This is a genomic window from Cupriavidus sp. SK-3, assembly GCF_000611145.1.
In the GTDB taxonomy this organism is placed as follows: domain Bacteria; phylum Pseudomonadota; class Gammaproteobacteria; order Burkholderiales; family Burkholderiaceae; genus Cupriavidus.
In genome coordinates this window covers 44,384-61,135 of record NZ_JFJV02000256.1, presented here as the reverse complement: position 1 = coordinate 61,135, position 16,752 = coordinate 44,384, and the positions used below count along the sequence as shown (strand labels likewise).

15 protein-coding genes are annotated in these 16,752 nt (G+C 57.7%); 2 read left to right on the top strand and 13 right to left on the bottom strand.

The window, feature by feature from the left end:
• Positions 1–82 precede the first annotated feature (82 nt).
• Together CF70_RS26915 and CF70_RS26910 are read left to right on the top strand one after the other, a co-directional pair.
• The gene (locus CF70_RS26915) at positions 83–2,086 is read left to right on the top strand and encodes a polysaccharide biosynthesis protein (RefSeq protein ID WP_081862379.1); all 2,004 of its coding nucleotides are present in this window, start codon (positions 83–85) and stop codon (positions 2,084–2,086) included.
• A gap of 90 nt (positions 2,087–2,176) precedes the next feature.
• Entirely contained in the window at positions 2,177–3,313 is a 1,137-nt protein-coding gene (locus CF70_RS26910; RefSeq protein ID WP_235185227.1) for a helix-turn-helix domain-containing protein, read from the top strand.
• Here the strand turns inward: CF70_RS26910 and CF70_RS26905 are convergent.
• The 13 genes from CF70_RS26905 to CF70_RS34060 form a co-directional block, all read right to left on the bottom strand.
• On the bottom strand, positions 3,251–4,144 hold the full coding sequence (locus tag CF70_RS26905; RefSeq protein ID WP_063830506.1) for a hypothetical protein: 894 nt from the start codon (positions 4,142–4,144) through the stop codon (positions 3,251–3,253). The genes CF70_RS26910 and CF70_RS26905 overlap by 63 nt on opposite strands.
• A 463-nt stretch (positions 4,145–4,607) precedes the next feature.
• Positions 4,608–4,895, bottom strand: coding sequence for a hypothetical protein (locus CF70_RS26900; RefSeq protein ID WP_045240704.1), 288 nt, complete (start codon positions 4,893–4,895; stop codon positions 4,608–4,610).
• Positions 4,896–5,411: 516 nt separating this feature from the next.
• The gene (locus tag CF70_RS26895; RefSeq protein ID WP_035872178.1) at positions 5,412–6,068 is read right to left on the bottom strand and encodes a phosphatase PAP2 family protein; all 657 of its coding nucleotides are present in this window, start codon (positions 6,066–6,068) and stop codon (positions 5,412–5,414) included.
• Positions 6,069–6,149: 81 nt separating this feature from the next.
• Positions 6,150–7,328, bottom strand: coding sequence for a DegT/DnrJ/EryC1/StrS family aminotransferase (locus tag CF70_RS26890; protein ID WP_035872176.1), 1,179 nt, complete (start codon positions 7,326–7,328; stop codon positions 6,150–6,152).
• A gap of 13 nt (positions 7,329–7,341) precedes the next feature.
• Positions 7,342–7,992: an acetyltransferase gene (locus CF70_RS26885; protein WP_035872174.1), complete on the bottom strand. Its 651-nt coding sequence runs from the start codon at positions 7,990–7,992 to the stop codon at positions 7,342–7,344.
• A 3-nt stretch (positions 7,993–7,995) separates the two neighbouring features.
• On the bottom strand, positions 7,996–8,604 hold the full coding sequence (locus tag CF70_RS26880; RefSeq protein WP_035872171.1) for a sugar transferase: 609 nt from the start codon (positions 8,602–8,604) through the stop codon (positions 7,996–7,998).
• 2 nt (positions 8,605–8,606) lie between these two features.
• Positions 8,607–9,839, bottom strand: coding sequence for a glycosyltransferase family 4 protein (locus CF70_RS26875; protein ID WP_035872169.1), 1,233 nt, complete (start codon positions 9,837–9,839; stop codon positions 8,607–8,609).
• 3 nt (positions 9,840–9,842) lie between these two features.
• Entirely contained in the window at positions 9,843–10,973 is a 1,131-nt protein-coding gene (wecB, locus tag CF70_RS26870; protein WP_035872164.1) for a non-hydrolyzing UDP-N-acetylglucosamine 2-epimerase, read from the bottom strand.
• Between the two features lie 9 nt (positions 10,974–10,982).
• Positions 10,983–12,110, bottom strand: a complete 1,128-nt coding sequence (gene wbjC / locus CF70_RS26865) for a UDP-2-acetamido-2,6-beta-L-arabino-hexul-4-ose reductase (RefSeq protein ID WP_035872162.1) — start codon at positions 12,108–12,110, stop codon at positions 10,983–10,985.
• 4 nt (positions 12,111–12,114) lie between these two features.
• Positions 12,115–13,158 (bottom strand): polysaccharide biosynthesis protein, encoded by a 1,044-nt coding sequence (locus CF70_RS26860; RefSeq protein ID WP_035872160.1) that lies wholly within the window; start codon positions 13,156–13,158, stop codon positions 12,115–12,117.
• A gap of 23 nt (positions 13,159–13,181) precedes the next feature.
• Entirely contained in the window at positions 13,182–14,273 is a 1,092-nt protein-coding gene (locus tag CF70_RS35350; protein ID WP_160172302.1) for a glycosyltransferase, read from the bottom strand.
• 112 nt (positions 14,274–14,385) lie between these two features.
• Entirely contained in the window at positions 14,386–15,471 is a 1,086-nt protein-coding gene (locus CF70_RS26855) for a glycosyltransferase family 4 protein (RefSeq protein ID WP_051649071.1), read from the bottom strand.
• Complete coding sequence (locus CF70_RS34060; RefSeq protein WP_152561930.1) at positions 15,468–16,751, bottom strand: hypothetical protein; 1,284 nt, start codon at positions 16,749–16,751, stop codon at positions 15,468–15,470. Before CF70_RS34060 ends, CF70_RS26855 begins: the two co-directional genes overlap by 4 nt.
• Between the last annotated feature and the right edge of the window lies 1 nt (position 16,752).

Here is a 16,752-nt window from a genome sequence, read left to right as displayed (position 1 = left end):
TTTCTCGTCCTGCTGCAGGCCAGGCAGTCATCATTTACCGCACCTGGATCACCGGTGCCGGATTCGCAAAGTGGATACGCAAATGACATCCGCGCTTACTCAATGGCTACTCGCTCTACCGCGCCGTGGCAAAGTCGTTCTAATGGTGACGGCAGATATCATGATGCTGCCGCTGTGCTTCTCGCTTGCGCTGCTCCTGCGCAAGGGAGACGCCGACCTGCTGAATCAATACGGCGCGTTGCCACCGCTGGCGATCGCGCTGCTCACCATCCCGGTGTTCTACCTGAGTGGGCTCTACCGCACCGTGCTGCGATTCATCGATCTCAAGGTCTTGTGGATGTCCGGCATCAGCCTGGCCGCGCTGATCGGACTGACTTATCTTGTGTCCCTGCTGCTTCAGGACGACTACTTGCCGCGCACCGGTTTGCTGATTTACTGGTTTATCGCGTTTGCCTATGTCGTCATCTCACGCTTCCTGGCACGCGCGCTGCTGCGCACCTCGCATTACCGCAAGAACCGCAGCAAGGTGGCGCGCCTTGCGATCTTCGGCGCCGGCGAGGCTGGCTTCCAGCTTGCCCTTGCAATGCGTGCCAGCCCCGATCACCAGGTGCTTTGCTTCTTCGATCACGACATCACGCTGAACAACAAGATCGTGGCCGGCCTGCCCGTCTATGACGCCAAGCGGCTGACCGAACAGCTGGGCCGGCTGAATATCGACGAAGTCGTGCTGGCCATTCCGTCGGCTTCGCCCGAGCGCCGCCGTGAAGTGGTGGAAAGCCTGCGCACCCAGGCAGTGGAAGTGCGCACCCTGCCCACGCTGCTGGAGCTGGTGGATGGCAAGATCACCACGCAATCCATCCGCGAAATCCGTATCGAGGATCTGCTTGGCCGCGAGCCGGTGCCTCCCAACAAAAGCCTGTTTGCCAAGTGCACGCGCAACAAGGTGGTGATGGTGACGGGAGCCGGCGGCTCGATCGGCAGCGAACTGTGCAGGCAGATCGCCACGCAGGAACCGCGCAAGCTGGTCCTGTTCGAACACTCCGAGTACGCGCTGTACACGATCGAACAGGAATTGCGGCAACTCTTTCCGGGGCTGGACATATCGGCGCGCATCGGCTCGGTGTGCGATCCCGAGGCCGTCACGGCCGCGGTACGCCAGACCCGTGTCGATACCATCTACCACGCCGCCGCGTACAAGCACGTGCCGCTGGTCGAGTCGAACATGCCGGAAGGCATCCGCAACAATGTGCTGGGTTCGCTGACCGTCGCCGATATCGCCCACATGTACGGCGTGGAGACTTGCGTCCTGGTCTCGACCGACAAGGCGGTACGCCCGACCAACGTCATGGGCGCGAGCAAGCGCATGGCTGAACTGGTCTTCCAGGCCGCCGCCGCGCGTCCGCGCACCCGCACCACCTTCTCGATGGTGCGCTTTGGCAACGTGCTGGGTTCATCCGGCTCGGTCGTGCCACTGTTCCGCCGGCAAATCGAATCCGGCGGGCCGATCACGATCACCCACGCCGACGTGGTCCGCTACTTCATGCTGATCCCCGAGGCGGCGCAACTGGTGATCCAGGCAGGCGCAATGGCCAAGGGCGGCGAGGTGTTCGTGCTGGACATGGGAGACCCCGTACGCATCGTGGACCTGGCACGCACCATGATCGATATGTCCGGACTGCAGGAGAAGAGCAGGGACAACCCCGAAGGCGATATCGAGATCAAGGTGGTGGGCCTGCGCCCCGGCGAGAAACTCTATGAAGAACTGCTGATTGGCGAGGGCGTCATCCCCAGTTCGCACGAACGCATCATGTGTGCAAAAGAGCACTCCACCGAAGAGGCGACGCTGCACGATCTGCTGGCCGCCCTGTTCGCCGCCTGCGACACGCGCGATCCGCTCAAGATCCAGAGCCTGGTACAAGCGATCGTGCCGGAGTACGCGCCCTACAGCTCCCTGGATGGCAAGAGAAGCAAGGCGCCGCGTCCGCGCGTACTGCTGCCCTTCCCCTTCGGCGCCCGTGTGCGCGGGCCGGAGGAGGTGCTGGCGGATTTCGCGGAACTGAACGCCAAGCAGGCCAAGGCGGGCTGACCTCGCGCAAGCGAGTTTGTACGGAGTTCGGCGGTTTCCTGTACATTGGATCGCCCCGCAGCCTGATGACCAGGCTGCAACTCCAATGCCATGACTGCGTACAGACTTGCCCAGCCGCAACCGCCGCCAGAGCCCGCCGCCGGTATATCACATACCCGCTTTGAAGCCGGCACCGCAACCGGGACCCGGTCATCCGCCGGCCAGATCCTGGCCTGGCGCGATCGCGTGGGCCATGTCATCGACCTGGACCTGACGAAAGAACAAGTCGCCCGCCCCTTCGCGGCGGCGATCGACAGGTACCTGGTCGAGGACATGGTCTTCACCGACTGCCGCTGCGACGGCGTCAACCTGAACCGTACCGTGGCGCGGATCTCCACCGACGCCATGCGGCACTATGTATTCCAGGTGTTTATCGGCGGCAATGCGGGCCTGGTCGAAGGCCGGCGGCGCAATCCCACGCCGCGCCACGGCGGCATCCTGCTGACGGATCTGGGCCAGCCCGCGCGCATGGTGCGCGACCCCTCGCACGCCCTCTCGTTCTTTGTGCCGCGCCCGCTGATGGACGCCATCTTTCCCGATGCCGAGTCGGCGCACGGCAGCATTGTGGAGACCAACACGCCAATGACGATGCTCGCGGTCGAGCACGTGACCGTGCTGGCCGGCGAACTCCCGCACATGACACCGGAGCAGGCCGCACCGGCCTTGCGCGAAGCCATCCATCTGCTCGTGGCCGCCTTCCGCCAAGCCGCGCGGCTGGAAGGCGACGCGCGTTCCGCCACCCGCAACGCCATGCTCGCGCGAGCGCGCCGCCTGATTGACCACAGCGCCCACCAGCCGGATATATCGCCCACCGGCTTGCTGGCGGCGATGAACATTTCCCGGCCCTCGCTGTATCGGCTGTTCGAGCACGAAGGCGGCGTACACGCGTACATCCGCAAGCGCAAGCTGCGCGCGGCGGCGTCGGAACTGGTGCGGTTTCCCAATCTGCCGGTGATCGAGATTGCTTACGGGCTGGGCTTCTCCAGCGCATCGGATTTCACGCGCGCGTTTCGGCGCGCCTATGGCATGTCGCCGAGCGACCTGCGTATCGAGGCCGCCAGCCCGCGCCGCGAAGCGCTGATGCGCGCCGCCCTCAAGGTACAGGGCCAGGACTACGAACGCTGGCTACGCCGACATCTGACAAGCCATGAGCGGAGCGCCAACGACAGCGCGTACCGCGGACCATGACGCAGGCGCAGGCGCTGGCGTCATGTCGCCGCGCGCGTCCAGCCCATCCATATCGGCACGCTCCGCAAAGTCCTCGTGCGTCAGCCAGTGGCTGATAAAGCACCCCAGGGCGTTGAGCAAAACATCGGAGCTTAGCCCCGCGCTACCGGCAACGGCCGGGCAGACGATCAGCGTGGTGCCCTGCCGCATATAAACTTGCAGGGTCCTGGCCTGGTCGGCCGGCTTGAGCACGTGCTCGACTGCCGGAATCCCCTGCATGCCGAAGGCCTTCAGATAATCGTCGGCATGGCGCTCGCCCAGGCACACCACCACCTTGGGACGCATCCGGCGGCACAAGCCGCCGATGAACCGGAACCGCCCTCCGTCCCGGCACAGATCGAAATAACGCTGCTTGGGATTCAGCTCCGGCTGGCCCTGATAAAGCTTGGACCAGGGGAGCCTGCCTTCCGGCCGGATGGCAAGGGGAAAGAGGTTCAGCTTGAACTCCCAGCCGCATGGCCGGTAGAGCATTTCCTCCAGGTAATGCCGCCAGTCGCCCCCTTCGGAGCGCCCGTAGCGAATCTTCTCGCGTGCCGCCGCCATGATGCGGGCAATGCGCTGATGCGTCTGCCAGCGCGCCATATCCTCCCGGTGCCGGCGGCGAAATGCCTCGTCCCATGCATGAGGCTGCGCCAAAGGCCGCAGCGAATCGCTCAGCGGCGTTCCGACGCCCCCGGGCGAGAACTCGCAAAACCATACGGCGGCCGCGGGGTTCCCCCCTTCCATGCCCGCATACGACGCGAAATAGGCATCGAACTGCTCGCGGGTAAATGCACTTTGATGAATTTCCATAGGTCCGGCAGGGGCTGGCGGTTGTGGCAGGGGCTAAACGGCTTTGCTCCTTCGCCCGTTCCCCGCACGGAAGCCCGACACAACTCAACCAGAGGCAGAACCAGTCACGGCCTTCGGCGGCTGCGGCACCAGGCGCGCGAAGCAAAATCCGCACGCAGGATAATCCCCCCGGCCGGAGGGACTTGACCGTGCGTCTCACTTTTTGGCGGCCTGACGCTCTAATCCTGGGTATCGGCCCGGATACATTAAAGACAAATCCGGCACAGGCGTCCGCACGAACAGCGGCATGGCGCGGCCCGATCTCCTTCGCACCGAGGTGGAGCAAGCCAGGTCAAGATGCACCGCCCGGATCTGGCGATGCGCTGTGGATGCGCAACAAAATGCAGCGTACGGCCTCGAGGAAGGTCCGGGAACCCCGCGAGGCCGATCCGCATACGCTATTCACCCAAATAGGTGGTGGCTGTCAAACAGAAGCGGATTGATCCTGCACGTCCACAAGCGCCAGTTCACTCAGTGCCGAAATCTGCAATGCAAGATCCGCCGCCAGGGAGAGCAGGCTCTCCTGAATGTTCGCATCCATGCTGACGAATCGCTCAAGGCAGTTGCCATGTGTCATGAGCAACAAGGCGTGGAGGTGCGCGGCTTTGGCGGCGGCGAGTTCGGCGGGGGATTCGAGTTTGGCGCAGGTTGTAAGAGACGTGTTACGCCCCGACCGGCATGCGGTAACACCATATCGTGTGACTTCATGCATGGCCGCGGCCTTGTGCTTGCTGATGAACCTGGCTTGCGAACCATGAATGCACGACAACAACGCGCGGCACATCGCCACGACTACATTCGGGCGTGCGGTGAGGCAAGGTGATGGGTGGACTTGCGCGAAGGGAAATGCGGAAAATGCACGAACGAGCACTAGGGGCGAGATTCGCCATGAGAGACCTCCTGTACAACGGTTATTGAACCGCTCCCCGACGCCAATCGGGGGGGCGGAACCGTGCGGGTTGGCGTACCAGGTACAGGATCTGGCGGGCCTTTCGGCCCCCCACACGGCCCGCCCATAGGAGGCAATGCCGTGCTCAACGGACGTGAAAAAAGCCGCAACTTGGCGGCTTGTCCGCCTGTACTTCGGGACGCCAATCCCGGTCATCGCTGTTTCGACGACCGGTGGAGTATAGCGCGAATGGCCCCACCGTTGCGCAAAACTGGGATCGCGGACACGTCGATGCAAAGGGACGCCGCCCGCGCGGGTCAGCAGTAACGCGCCCGGAGTTTAAGAAAGCCTGCGCAGCCGCACAGATACCCGCCGCGTGCCGCTGACCGGATCCGTATAGATCTGCCGCGTATATTGCTCGGTAGCACCGAGCCAGACCGCCGCGCGCTGCCAGAGCGCCGCCTTGGTCGGGTTGACTGTGCCATGCATATCGACCAGCAGCACCACGGCAACCGGCAACGCGACGAGCAAGGACAGGTGCGCCGGGCGCAAGCTCGGCTGCCAGCGCAGATACGTGCAAACGACCATCGCGCCGACCGCCATGCCAGCCAGTGTTTCCGACAGCGTGTGATAGTTGCCGGCCAGCAGCGTTACCGCCATGAACATCGACGCCGCCAACCCCAGCAGGAATCCCCATCGCGCGGCTTGAGGCCCGACGGCGGAAAAGAGCATCATGAACAGCAGCGGATAGATTGCCGTGGTCTGCATCGCATGGCCGCTGATGCTGTAGAAGCCGATTGATGGCAAACACCAGCCGCCCAGATCGAACGCCAGCTTGCCGGCAACAATCAAAGCGATGCCGGCGCCAAAACATGCCAGCCAACGGATGGCGCGTGCCCGATCCCCACCGAGCAGCAAGGCAACAGCGATAGACACGGCAAGTGGCAAAGTCCACGTGCTATCGCCGAACGGAATGACATGTGCCCACAGCGTCATGACCGGGCGCCCGCATCACCAGGCGCCCGCCCGTTCGGGCAAGCCACACACGCCCTTCCCGCCTTCACACGCCCGAACCTCTCAACCACGCGTAGCCCGCTCCACCACCGCGCGCGCCACCTGCGCCGTCCGCGCAATCTCTGCCTCGGTCAAAGTCGGATGCACCAGGAACAGCAAGCTGGTCTCGCCCAGTTCCTTCGCCACCGGCAAACGCTCCGCCGGACGCCATCCCGTACCATCGAACGCCTTCTCCAGATACACCTCGGAGCAGGAACCCGAATAGCAAGGCACCCCCGCTGCGTTGATCTCTGCCATGATCCGGTCCCGATCCCAGCCCTCGGCCAATGACTCGGGTTGCACGAACGCATAGAACTTGTACCAGCCATGTTCCACGCCTGCCGGCGGCAACGGAACCCTTAGCGCCTTGCACGGCTTCAGTGCCTCAGCCAGCGTCATGGCGTTCGCCGTACGCCGTGCGGTCCAGTCCGCCATGCGCTTCAGTTGAATACGGCCAATAGCCGCCTGGATCTCCAGCATGCGCCAATTGGTGCCAAAGGACTCATGCAACCAGCGGAAGCCCGGCGGATGCTCCCGCTCGTAGACTGCCTCGTAGCTCTTGCCATGATCCTTGTAAGCCCACATGCGCGCCCACAGATCACGGTCGTTCGTCGTCACCATGCCGCCTTCGCCGCCAGTCGTCATGATCTTGTCCTGGCAGAAGGACCAGGCGCTGACATGGCCGATTGAGCCGACAGCGCGCCCTTTGTAGAACGCCCCATGCGCCTGGGCACAATCTTCGATCACCGCAAGACCATGCTCCTTGGCCAGCGCCATGATGGGATCCATATCGCAGGGCCAGCCCGCAAGGTGCACGCAGATGATGGCTTTGGTGCGCGGGCTCAGGACCGCCCGCACGGTCTCGGCGGTGATGTTCTGGTCGTCGCGGTCCACGTCGGCGAAGACTGGGGTGGCACCGGCCAGAACGATACTGGACACGGATGCCAGGAAGGTACGGGAGGTGACCACCACTTCGTGACCAGGGCCGATATCCAGCGCCTTCAGGGCCACGTCTAGGGCCAGGGTGCCGTTGGCTAATGCGACGGCATGTTCCACGCCCACCCAGGCAGCGAATTCGCGTTCGAATTCACGGCATTCGGTGCCGGTCCAGTAGTTGACTTTGTTGGACGCCAGCACGTCTTGCACGCTCGCCATCTCTTCGGCCGAGAAACTCGGCCAAGGTGAAAATCCGGTATTCAGCATTTCGGTTCCTCTCTCACTTGACCATCGGACGCGCAGGATTTCCCACTACCGTCGCGCCAGCGGGCACATCGCGCGTTACTACGGCGCCCATGCCAACCACCGCGCCACGGCCAATTACCAGCGGCTTGCCCGGCTTGCCCTGCTTGAGTACCGCACCGGTTCCGATATAGGCGTGATCTTCAATCAGCACGTTGCCATTGCACTTGACTCCGGGCGCGAAGGTCACGTAATCACCGATGACGCAATCGTGGGCCACATACGCATAGAGATTGGCGTGAAATTGCTTGCCGATCCGGATGTTGCTTGTCAGGGTGACGAACGGACAGATCACCGCACCAGCGCCGATGCTGACGTCATCCAGCATCACAGCGTTGGATGCAAGTATGTCGATGTGACCAACGCCGTCCTGCTCCGCGCGCAATGCCAGCCGTTCGCGTACCTGGCTGTCTGCGATCGCGAAGCCAAGCTGCTTTCTGGCCGCGGGTGCCTCCAGAAACTGCGCATACGACAGGACCCGATGCCCATTGCTTAGCGGCTCGTTCTTCCCATCGTCCACGAACACCAGCTCAAACGGTCCGGCTCCGGCAGCCGTCAATTGCGCGCGCGCCACGGGCATGACTTCCCGCCCGAATCCGCTCGCGCCATAGATTCCAATCAACCTCATCGCTTACTCCTTTTGTTCGTTGGCCGGAACACCGGTGAACCGCGTCATGGTGGCTTCGCCGGTGGCGCTGATCCCGTCTCGCACCAGCACCTTCTTTACTGTCAAGGCCAGGATCTTCAGGTCCAGCCAAAACGTACGATGGTCTACATACCAGGTATCCAAGACGAATTTCTGCTCCCAGGACAGCGCGTTCCGGCCATTGATCTGCGCCCAACCCGTAATACCGGGACGAACCTCGTGGCGGCGCGCTTGCTCTGGCGTGTACAGAGGCAAGTAGTCCATGAGTAGCGGGCGCGGGCCTACCAGACTCATATCACCCTTGAGTACGTTCCATAGTTCGGGGAGCTCGTCCAGACTAGTAGCACGAAGGAAACGACCAAAAGGCGTCAGACGCTCCGCATCCGAGAGCAACTGCCCCCCCGGCCCGCGCGCGTCGGTCATGGTGCGAAACTTGACCATCTGGAATAGCTTACCGTGCAAGCCAGGCCGCACCTGTCGAAAAAACACAGGACTGCCGAGCTTCCGGCTCACCTGCCATATCAGGAATAAAAGCGGAACCCCGAGCACCAGCAATGCCGCCGCGGCTAACACGATGTCGAAAAGTCGTTTCATCTTCAAGGAATATTTGACGTCAATCGCCGGAAAATGGCCCCGAAGCTGGCAGCGCCAACGGCCAGTGCAAGGTGATCCTGGTAAAAGCGTTTCGCCCCATCCCCCATCCTCCGCAACTCCTCGGCCGACAGCGCGGCCAGAGATTCAGCCGCGTTCGACAGCGTCTCCGGGTTCTCGGATTCGGTAGCCGTGCCGCCCCCCGATCGTGCGACCAGATCGCCCGCGTCTCCATCCACCGCCATCAAAAGCGGTTTCCCCACAGTCATGTACGCCTGTGTCTTCGATGGAATGGTTATGCGGAACAGCGGATCCTTGCGGAGATGTACGAGCAGAGCGTCCGCCGCATTCAGCACGGTTCCCACCTCGGCCATCGGCACCGCTGGCAGGAAAACGACATTCCCTAACTGCAACTCGGCAGCCCGTGCCTTCAGCCGCTCGACCTCAATCCCGCCACCGAGCATGACGAAACACACGCGCGAGTCCCTTGCCTGCAGCAACACTGCGGCATCCAGCACCGAGTCAAGTGCCTGAGCCTTCCCCATATTGCCGGCAAAGAGGATGCGGAACCTCTCCTCGCCCGGAAAATCATTCGGCAGTCGGCCGGTTGGTGCCGCCAATGCGGCCTCATCGGCCCAGTTGTAGATCACGTCGATCTTTGCAGCAGGCACGCCGCGCTGCACGAGAAGCTCCTTGAAGCCAGGCGACAACACGACGATATGATCCACTCGCCGATACACCCAGTCGCAAACGCGAGACACAACGTTCAGCACCCTCGTATTGCTGACCATGCCCGTAGCCCGCAGGGTATCCGGCCACATGTCCTGAACGTCATATACCACCGGAATGCGGCGAAACAAGCGGATCAGGCTGGCGGAGATCCCCACCGTTAAGGGCGGGTGATAGGCATAAATGACATCCGCCTTCCTCGCCATGAACAGGCCATACATGAGAGACGACGCAGCAAAGCTCACGTAGTTCAATACCCGCTTTATGGCGGACTGGTCATGGTTAGGATACAGGGGGACGCGCGTCACCTGCACGCCGTCAATCACCTCACGCTGCAGTAGCCTGATTCGATAGCCTGGATACACCTTCCCGCTGGGGTAGTTCGGAAAGCCCGTCAGCACCTCCACTTCAAAACCCAGTCGGAGCAGTTCACGGGCAAACACCATGCCTTTGAAAGTCGGCTCAGGGTCAAACCACTGCGTGAGCAATAAGATCCGAGTACCTGCCATGCGTCAGTACTTTTTCCACACGACGCGGTTCACGTAGTCGGTATAGCTGTGCAGGATGCGAAGTACTTTGTCTGAAACATTCGGCATGCTGTAGTCCGCAACCTGGCGCAGAAGCCGGCTATCGCCGCGAGGCTGGTCCGCCAGGATGGCAATGCCCTGCATGACACGGCCGACCTCAAGACCGACCATCATCACGGCCGCCTCCTCCATGCCCTCCGGACGCTCATGCGCCTCGCGCAGGTTCAGCGCCGGGAAGTTCAAGATGGAAGACTCCTCGTTGATGGTGCCGCTGTCGGACAACACCGCCTTCGCCGAGAGTTGCAGCTTGTTGTAATCGGAAAAGCCAAGCGGCTTAAGCAGTTGCACGTTGCTATGGAAGCGCGTCGCCATGGCATCCACTCGCTTTTGTGTGCGGGGGTGGGTGGACACGATCACGGGCAAGTTGTAGTGCTCAGCCAGGGCATTCAATATCCTCACTAGCTTGCCAAAATTGACGTCGGAGTCGATGTTCTCCTCACGGTGAGCGCTCACCACAAAGAATCGGCCTTCGGTCAGCCCCAAGCGTCCTAGAACACTTGACGCGTCAATACTTGGCCGGTAATGACCGAGCACCTCCGCCATCGGGCTGCCAGTCTTGATCACCATATCTGGTGGCAGGCCCTCTCGAAGCAGATACTCGCGCGCAATTGAGCTGTAGGTGAGGTTGATGTCCGCTGTATGATCAACGATCCGGCGATTGGTTTCTTCCGGCACACGCAGGTCAAAGCATCGGTTTCCCGCTTCCATGTGAAAGATTGGCACTCTGCGCCGTTTGGCAGGAATTACGGACAAACAACTATTGGTGTCCCCAAGAACCAGCAGGGCATCGGGTTGCTCGGCCACCAATACGCCATCCACTGTCGCAATAATCTTCCCGATGGTTTCCGCTGCACTGCCGCCTGCTGTACCCAGAAAATGGTCAGGTTTGCGAAGGCCCAGATCATCAAAAAAGATCTGGTTGAGTTCATAATCGTAATTCTGACCTGTGTGCACCAACACGTGGTCACAATATTCATCCAAACGTGCCAGCACGCGTGAGAGGCGAATGATCTCCGGCCTCGTTCCAACAACGGTCATGACTTTGAGTTTCTTCATAGCGATATCTCAGAGTGAGCAGGCAAATGTATCCGGTCGTGCGCGGTCGAACACCTCATTGGCCCAAAGCATGACAATCAACTCGTCGGCGCCGATATTGGTAATGTCATGCGTCCAGCCCGGCACGGTTTCTACGATTTGGGACTTTTCCCCGCTGGTGACGAATTCGTAAGCCTGTCCAGTCTGCATGTGCCGAAATTTGAAGCGTGCCTGCCCCTTGATAACTAGAAATTTTTCCGTCTTTGTATGGTGATAATGGCCGCCACGGGTGATGCCAGGATGAGCGGTAAAAAATGAGAACTGCCCACAGTCTGGCGTCTTTAGCATCTCCACGAAGATGCCGCGAGAATCGCCATGCTGTGGCACCGTGTAGGCGAAAGATTCCACGGGCAGATAACTCACGTACGTGGCGTACAACGCGCGCACCAACCCGGTTCCTACTCGCTCCGTCATTAAGTTCCCTGTGCTTTCTTTGAAGGCCATGATCTGACGCGCTAGATCACCCACAGTCACGGTGTATTGGGGCGTCACCGTAGCAAACCCCTCCGAATCCAGCACCGCATCAGCACCGTCCATCAACTGAATGAAACGCTCCACGACATCATCAACGTATACCAACGATACGTGAGCCGCCGGGTCATTGACTTCGATCGGAAGATCGCGCGCGATGTTGTGGCAAAACGTTGCCACTGCCGAGTTGTAGTTCGGCTTACACCACTTGCCGAACACGTTTGGCAACCGAAAAATGTGTACTGGTACGTAGTGAATCCGTCCCAAAGCGTGAAGTACCTCTTCCGCATCGCGTTTGGTCTGACCATAGGGGCTCTCGCGCCCAGCCTGAATAGACGACGTGTAGACAACAGGTACCTTCTTGCCCGTCGCGAGAGCAACGTCGCCTAGAGCCCGACACAACGCCAATGTCAAATCCACATTGCCCGTCTTGAATTCCCGTGAATCATGAGGGCGATTGACACCTGCAAGGTGAAATACGAAATCTACTCCCGTCAGCAAAACGGGAAGTTCGGCTATGTCATCCGCGCGAGTGAAGCACACAACCTCCACATCCTTCCGCTCGCGCAGAAACAGCTGCAGGTTTTTTCCAATGAAGCCATTCGCCCCGGTGATTAGAACTCGCATCGCGTCACTCCTCGGCAACTGCTTTCTCGCCACGGGCGATTTGCCGCATGAAATCCAGCTTCAGCAGCAAGCGTTTCATGCCCTCCACGTCCAGCCGCCGGGTGTTATGTGAGTTGTAATCATCCCCGTGGCTGGATTGCGTTAAGCGTTGCTCACCCTGATCCACGAATTTTGCGTAGTTCAAGTCGCGCCCATCGGGTGGAACGCGATAATACTCACCTTGGTCTTCCGCGCACGCCATTTCCTCACGGCTGAGCAAGGCTTCGTATAGCTTCTCGCCGTGCCGGGTGCCCATCACCTGCACAGGGTAGTCCGCCTTGCGCATCAGCTCCAGGATTGCTCTTGCCAGCACCTCCACCGTCGCGGCGGGCGCCTTTTGCACAAATATGTCACCATTGTTCCCGTGCTCAAACGCGTAAAGAACAAGATCGACCGCGTCAGCTAGCGTCATCATGAAGCGCGTCATTGCCGGGTCCGTCACAGTGATTGGCTTGCCGGCGAAAACTTGGTCCACGAATAGGGGAATCACCGATCCTCGCGATGCCATCACGTTGCCATAGCGGGTCCCACAAATCACCGTATTCGTTCCTTCCAGATTGCGGCTGGCAGCCACCATCACCTTCTCCATCATCGCCTTGCTGATACCCATGGCATTGATGGGATAAACTGCCTTGTCAGTGCTAAGACAGACCACTCGCCTAACGCCGGCATCAATTGCCGCCGCAAGCACATTCTCCGTCCCAAGCACGTTTGTGCGCACGGCCTGCATCGGGTGAAACTCACAGGATGGCACCTGCTTCAGCGCAGCCGCATGGAACACGTAATCCACTCCCCGCATCGCCACAGCAACGCCGTGCCGATCCCGCACGTCTCCGATGTAAAACTTCAGCTTAGCGTTGTTGTAACGCTTTCGCATATCGTCTTGCTTCTTCTCGTCGCGGCTGAAGATGCAGATCTCGGCGATTTCAGTATCGAGAAATCGCTTGAGCACGGCGTTACCAAATGAGCCGGTTCCGCCGGTAATTAGTAGTCTCTTTCCATTGAACATGACGAATTCTCTTTAGTCTGGTTTCAACAAATTTTGTTTATCGAACGAATGAAATCGGCGACTCTCTTGCCGACAGCCTTCTCTGAAGCCTCGTCTCCAATGAACGTCTTGGCACGCAAAGCGTGATCCTCTCGATCTTTAGAGTCCATAGCCATTAAACTCAATATGGCACTCCTTATCCCCTCTGCAGACTCATCGTTTATAAAGAAAAAATGCGATCTGTAGCTATCAGGAATACTAGGGATTCGAGTGGTAAGTACTGGCCGACCCATAGCTAGGTACTCAATCAGTTTTGATGGGAATGACATAATTGCAAATTCTTCTTGTGTTGGTCTTGGATTGATTAGCAAATCAGCTCCAATTAGTTCAGGAACCAACAGATCGTTGGCGATGAACCCCCCATACTGAATTCTCTCGTCATGCGCCGCCAACTCACGAATCCTCGACTCTTGGTCGCCTCGCCCAAAGAGCTTTACGCGCACGGGCATCCCATCCAAACCTGCGACAGCGTCGAGCAGTCGATCGATGCCATAGGCTTTACTCAGCCCTCCCGCATACACGATAGTGAATGGTTCTGTGGAAACGGATTGGCGGCTTACTTCCGATATCTTCGAATTAATGGATGAATCGATAATCCCAGGAAATACCAACGTCGGTCTACGGATAGCAAATCGATTAATAAGTTCTGGTGCAAGCGCAATAACGCCATCAGCACGTTCCAAAACTCTACTTACCAACCAAACATCCACCCGTTTGAGAACGCGTGCCAGCGGACTATCCGTCGCGAGCGGCACGCCTGGCGGATCCGTCAACACGACTACCACTCTTCGTCCAAAAAGCCGCGCTAGCATCCCGAACACCAAGAATGGCGTGTGGACTCCATGGATGAAAAGAAATTCCACACGATTTAGAACCATCAGCCGCGGCACGACCAACAAGCAAGATACGAATCTTGTCACATGCTTGAATACCAAGAGATTAATAAAACCCAACAACACGCCCTCGATTCCCTTCTCTTCAAATTTGCTACCGCGGAACAGAAGCTGTCGACCAAGTGGAAAGTTCTGTATCGGGCTGGCCGAAGCCAATACGATCTTATCGAAGCTAGTCTGCAATGCTCTAACCAAGCTCCAGGCAAATTTATGGGTCTGAATTGCGGGTCCAGCGTCAATCGAGAAAAGTCGCCGAGCCAGAGAATCGGGTACGGTGAAGCCGAGGAGCAAAACCCTAGACTGAGCCATTGCAGCGTCCCCCCTCCAGAATCTGCGCATATATTGCCTCCCAGCCAGCAACCATCTGCTGCACGGAATAGTTGCGCCGGACGTTTTCACGAGCGTCATTCCCCATGCTTCTCATCGCCGTTGAATCACACAAGAAGCGGCTGACTGCATCCGCGATCGCGTCGGGATTCTTGACCGGAATCAAGATGCCGCCCCCCTTACTCACCACCTCAGTATTGCCACCGACATCCGTCGCTATAACCGGTAATCCATGCGCCATAGCTTCAATTAAGGCATTCGAGAGATTCTCGTGAAGCGAAGGGAACAGAAAAAAATCGCTTGCACTCAGAAAGGAGCTAACGTCCTTCTGATGACCAACGAAAACTATCTTGATATTCCTTAACCCCGCAAAAAGCGAACGCAAGCGCCCATCCTCATCACCACCGCCAACAATCATCAGGGAGAATTTCTGATTCCCTCTATCTAAGAGACTCAGCGCGCTCGCGAGCACCGCATACCCTTTTTCTTCGGTAATACGAGATACACAGATCCCAACTGGCCAACCCTCAGGAACACCCCAGCGAGATCTCAGGGAAATATCACGGCGCGATGCAGCATCAGGGATAACCACCCCATTCGGCACCACTCCGATTATCTTATTTCTGTAATTAGCAAGAAAATCTCGTTTGGCGGCAAACTCGCAAACCGTCGCGATATGAGTTGCCATTATTAAAGTTAACGGTTCCAGAACGTTTCTGACGATATTATGGCGTGGGCCACGAGCATGCATCGTCAAGTCGCGATGAGTACCGTGGATCGATACCAATATTTTTGGAACGCGAGAAATTTTCGCTGCTAAGGCGGCGTGAAAACCTTCGTTACCCAATCCGCGAACATGAATAAGGCTGGGACGACGCGCGCTAATTTCCGAGATAAACCTTCTAAGGAGCACAACACTCAAGCCTCCAGCTGGTTCAGTCTGTCGAATTTGAGAATAGCGCCACGCAGAATTCGAGATCAGTCGTTCAAATGCTACGACTGGACCACCGGACCCTGGTTTTCCAAAGCAGTGCTGCATTATTTCCATTTTCATACGCTTCCCTTGATTAGCTTTTGGAAGAAACGAATAAAAACAATTGTCACCACAGTCCACAGCCCTTGTCGCTGCATTAAGACCTGATTATTGGCAGGTAAGAACGCTATGAATATAAAAAACTGCCCTAGCGAGGCAAATGAAACCGGATCGTGCCTACCAATACACCGCAACCATGTTCGAGAAAAAAAGAATCCCACCACGAACATTAGCAATAGACACCCAAAGAATGTAATGTCTGAGGCAAACCACGGAAATGCAGTGGACCAATACATCCCCGCGGGCCAACCCGTTATGACCTCAGTTCTCGCCGGATAAGTAAGAAAGAAATTTTGGGAACCCCCAAAAAACTGATAACGATAGGACTCGAAAGCCTGAGAAAATCCCGCACCATAAGAAAATACGAAGTCTTGATCTAAATTATAAGACAGCCCCAGATAACCATGACTCGGGTACCCTAGAATCGAGTAAACTCCCAGAGCAAGATTTTTCCCCAAAACCTGAGAGATCCAGGTATTTGACACATCACCAAACATCAATGAGTCAAGCAACCCGAACTCCTTAAAACGAGACGCTTGATTAATCGCCATATATGTGAACGCCAAGCACAAAAGAACAACTGTTAATGCGTATATCTTTCTTTTTAACGCACGATCAACGACAATTGATCCAGATGCCAGCAAAATAGCAAATCCAGAAACCGCAAATAGAATCACATCACCAAGACCTTTTTGTGTTCCTATGAACAAAAAGGAAATTACATATATGGCAACAGATACCAGCGAAAACACCCTCAACACCAGACCTAGCTTTTTCCAATAAAAAACCAGCATTGGAATATAAATTGCATAAACAAGGCTCAACAGAATCAAGATCTGTGTCACCCTATTCACAGTATTCGTCGCCAGCCTTTCCTCATAGACGCTAAATTTTGAGCTGTACGCCGAACCCGGATTAGTGATATTAGAAAACACGTCGATGGGACTGGTCGCACCAAAATCGATAAGTTGATTGACACCCCACACCAAAAAATAGATCGAACCCACCAGTACTATTACGCGCACCCGCTTCGTTTGATTCGCACTCAATGCGTGCGGCAATAGTAATTTATTTTTTTTCGTGAGAATTCCGACCTTGTATCCGGCATATAGCAATGAATACGCCAAAAGCACGAACACTGTCAGCATAAAAATATTTTCGACCTTCTCAGCAAGATTGCTGGTCAAAAACAAGAAGAAGGTGCCCAAAAGATATGCCTGCGAATAGCGCATCGGCGCCATC

What these genes read in the sequence shown, in the direction of transcription:
- CF70_RS26915 (WP_081862379.1), top strand. Translation starts at nt 83, where the DNA reads ATGACATCCGCGCTTACTCAATGGCTACTCGCTCTACCGCGCCGTGGC.
- CF70_RS26910 (WP_235185227.1), top strand. Translation starts at nt 2,177, where the DNA reads ATGACTGCGTACAGACTTGCCCAGCCGCAACCGCCGCCAGAGCCCGCC.
- CF70_RS26905 (WP_063830506.1), bottom strand. Translation starts at nt 4,144, where the DNA reads ATGGAAATTCATCAAAGTGCATTTACCCGCGAGCAGTTCGATGCCTAT.
- CF70_RS26900 (WP_045240704.1), bottom strand. Translation starts at nt 4,895, where the DNA reads ATGCATGAAGTCACACGATATGGTGTTACCGCATGCCGGTCGGGGCGT.
- CF70_RS26895 (WP_035872178.1), bottom strand. Translation starts at nt 6,068, where the DNA reads ATGACGCTGTGGGCACATGTCATTCCGTTCGGCGATAGCACGTGGACT.
- CF70_RS26890 (WP_035872176.1), bottom strand. Translation starts at nt 7,328, where the DNA reads ATGCTGAATACCGGATTTTCACCTTGGCCGAGTTTCTCGGCCGAAGAG.
- CF70_RS26885 (WP_035872174.1), bottom strand. Translation starts at nt 7,992, where the DNA reads ATGAGGTTGATTGGAATCTATGGCGCGAGCGGATTCGGGCGGGAAGTC.
- CF70_RS26880 (WP_035872171.1), bottom strand. Translation starts at nt 8,604, where the DNA reads ATGAAACGACTTTTCGACATCGTGTTAGCCGCGGCGGCATTGCTGGTG.
- CF70_RS26875 (WP_035872169.1), bottom strand. Translation starts at nt 9,839, where the DNA reads ATGGCAGGTACTCGGATCTTATTGCTCACGCAGTGGTTTGACCCTGAG.
- wecB (WP_035872164.1), bottom strand. Translation starts at nt 10,973, where the DNA reads ATGAAGAAACTCAAAGTCATGACCGTTGTTGGAACGAGGCCGGAGATC.
- wbjC (WP_035872162.1), bottom strand. Translation starts at nt 12,110, where the DNA reads ATGCGAGTTCTAATCACCGGGGCGAATGGCTTCATTGGAAAAAACCTG.
- CF70_RS26860 (WP_035872160.1), bottom strand. Translation starts at nt 13,158, where the DNA reads ATGTTCAATGGAAAGAGACTACTAATTACCGGCGGAACCGGCTCATTT.
- CF70_RS26855 (WP_051649071.1), bottom strand. Translation starts at nt 15,471, where the DNA reads ATGAAAATGGAAATAATGCAGCACTGCTTTGGAAAACCAGGGTCCGGT.
- CF70_RS34060 (WP_152561930.1), bottom strand. Translation starts at nt 16,751, where the DNA reads ATGGCGCCGATGCGCTATTCGCAGGCATATCTTTTGGGCACCTTCTTC.